The sequence below is a fragment of the Corynebacterium sp. HMSC06G04 genome, assembly GCF_001807365.1.
Lineage (GTDB): Bacteria > Actinomycetota > Actinomycetes > Mycobacteriales > Mycobacteriaceae > Corynebacterium > Corynebacterium simulans.
On the sequence record NZ_KV788609.1, the window covers coordinates 1 to 3,089 of the forward strand.

The 3,089-nt window shown below is 52.7% G+C and carries 1 rRNA gene; it reads left to right on the top strand.

Features of this window, described 5'->3' with window-relative positions:
- Nucleotides 1–22: 22 nt before the first annotated feature.
- Nucleotides 23–3,085, top strand: a 23S ribosomal RNA gene (locus tag HMPREF3158_RS05125).
- Nucleotides 3,086–3,089 lie beyond the last annotated feature (4 nt).

A 3,089-nucleotide genomic window follows, 5' to 3' on the forward strand; every position in this document is an offset into this window, starting at 1 on the left:
TTCTTGTTGTTGTGTTGGTTGTGTGTTCGTTATTTAGGGCGCATGGTGGATGCCTTGGCATGCTGAGCCGATGAAGGACGTGAAAGGCTGCGTTAAGCCTCGGGGAGTTGTCAATTAAGCGTTGATCCGAGGATGTCCGAATGGGGAAACCTGGCACTTGTTATGGAGTGTTACCCTTCAGTGAATTCATAGCTGTTGTGGGGGTTACGCGGGGAAGTGAAACATCTCAGTACCCGTAGGAGAAGAAAATAATAATGATTCTGCTAGTAGTGGCGAACGAACGTGGATGAGGCTAAACCGTGTGCATGTGATACTTGGTAGGGGTTGTGTGTGCGGTGTTGTGGGCCTTGATGTGCAGCGACTACCATCGTTGCGTCTTGTTGTTGATGTTAGGTGAAGTGGTGTGGAAACGCCTGCCGTAGAGGGTGATAGTCCTGTAGCTGAAGACATTGATGATGGGGTTGTCAAGTTGCCCGAGTAGCAGCGGGCTCGTGGAATCTGCTGTGAATCTGCCGGGACCACCCGGTAAGCCTAAATACTCAGTGTGACCGATAGTGGATAGTACCGTGAGGGAATGGTGAAAAGTACCCCGGGAGGGGAGTGAAATAGTTCCTGAAACCATGTGCTTACAATCCGTCAGAGCACCTTTTGTGTGTGATGGCGTGCCTTTTGAAGAATGAGCCTGCGAGTCAGCGGCATGTCGCGAGGTTAACCCGTGTGGGGTAGCCGTAGGGAAACCGAATCCTAATGGGGTGGCAAGTGGCATGTCCTGGACCCGAAGCGGGGTGATCTACCCATGGCCAGTGTGAAGCAGCAGTAAGATGCTGTGGAGGCGCGAACCCACGTAGGTTGAAAACTGCGGGGATGAGCTGTGGGTAGGGGTGAAAGGCCAATCAAACTCCGTGATAGCTGGTTCTCCCCGAAATGCATTTAGGTGCAGCGTCGCATTAGCTTGGTGGAGGTAGAGCTACTGGTTGGTTGAGCGGGACTACAATCTTAGCAATGTCAGCCAAACTCCGAATGCCATTAATGTGTTGTGCGGCAGTGAGACTGTGGGGGATAAGCTTCATAGTCGAGAGGGAAACAGCCCAGATCGCCGGTTAAGGCCCCTAAGGGTGTGCTAAGTGGAAAAGGATGTGGGATCGCGAAGACAGCCAGGAGGTTGGCTTAGAAGCAGCCATCCTTGAAAGAGTGCGTAATAGCTCACTGGTCGAGTGGTTCTGCGCCGACAATGTAGTGGGGCTCAAGCACACCGCCGAAGCCGCGGCAATAATATTTTATTGGGTAGGGGAGCGTCGTGCACGTGTTGAAGCGTTACCGTAAGGAGGCGTGGAGTGTGTGCGAGTGAGAATGCAGGCATGAGTAACGAATTGGAAGGTGAGAATCCTTCCCGCCGGATGACTAAGGGTTCCTGGGTCAAGTTCGTCTTCCCAGGGTGAGTCGGGACCTAAGGCGAGGCCGACAGGCGTAGTCGATGGATAACCAGTTGATATTCTGGTACCCGAGTATATGCGCCCCTGATAAAGCACTGATACTAACCACCACAAGCACCTTTTGATGACACTTTGTGTTGTTGGTTGGTGTGCGTCGTGGGGCCTGATGTGTGGTTCAAGCGATGGGGTGACACAGTGGGGTAGCCATGCCACTTACTGGATTGTTGGTGTAAGCGTGTAGCTTAGGGTGTAGGTAAATCCGCATTCTTTTAGGTGAGACGTGATGCGTAGCCTTAATTGGTGAAGTTGGTGATCCCGTGCTGTCGAGAAAAGCCTCTAGCGATGTATATACTCGGCCCGTACCCCAAACCGACACAGGTAGTCAGGTTGAAAATACTAAGGCGTTCGGGTGAACTGTGGTTAAGGAACTCGGCAAAATGCCCCCGTAACTTCGGGAGAAGGGGGACCACATGGCGTTAACACTCTTGCGGTGATAAGCGTTGTGGGGTCGCAGAGAATAGAGGGGAGCGACTGTTTATCAAAAACACAGGTCCATGCGAAGACGTTAAGTTGATGTATATGGACTGACGCCTGCCCGGTGCTGGAAGGTTAAGAGGACCGGTTAGCCCATCTTTGATGGGCGAAGCTGAGAATTTAAGCCCCAGTAAACGGCGGTGGTAACTATAACCATCCTAAGGTAGCGAAATTCCTTGTCGGGTAAGTTCCGACCTGCACGAATGGCGTAACGACTCCCCTGCTGTCTCAACCACAGGCCCGGTGAAATTGCACTACGAGTAAAGATGCTCGTTACGCGCGGCAGGACGAAAAGACCCCGGGACCTTCACTATAGCTTGGTATTGGTGTTCGGTTCGGTTTGTGTAGGATAGGTGGGAGACTGTGAAGCTATCACGCCAGTGGTGGTGGAGTCGTTGTTGAAATACCACTCTGATCGGATTGGATACCTTAACCTTGGCCCATGATCTGGGTTGGGGACAGTGCCTGGTGGGTAGTTTAACTGGGGCGGTTGCCTCCCAAAATGTAACGGAGGCGCCCAAAGGTTCCCTCAGCCTGGTTGGCAATCAGGTGGTGAGTGTAAGTGCACAAGGGAGCTTGACTGTGAGAGTGACAGCTCGAACAGGGACGAAAGTCGGGACTAGTGATCCGGCACCTACTTGTGGATGTGGTGTCGCTCAACGGATAAAAGGTACCCCGGGGATAACAGGCTGATCTTCCCCAAGAGTCCATATCGACGGGATGGTTTGGCACCTCGATGTCGGCTCGTCGCATCCTGGGGCTGGAGTAGGTCCCAAGGGTTGGGCTGTTCGCCCATTAAAGCGGCACGCGAGCTGGGTTCAGAACGTCGTGAGACAGTTCGGTCTCTATCCGCCGCGCGCGTTGAAACTTGAAGAAGGCTGTCCCTAGTACGAGAGGACCGGGACGGACGTACCTCTAGTGTGCCAGTTGTTCCGCCAGGGGCATCGCTGGTTGGCTACGTACGGAAGGGATAACCGCTGAAAGCATCTAAGCGGGAAGCCTGTTTTAAGATGAGGTTTCATTCGAGGTCCCCTAAAGACTATGGGGTTGATAGGCCAGACATGGAAGCATCGCAAGATGTGAAGTCTACTGGTACTAATAGACCAAAACAAACACACACAA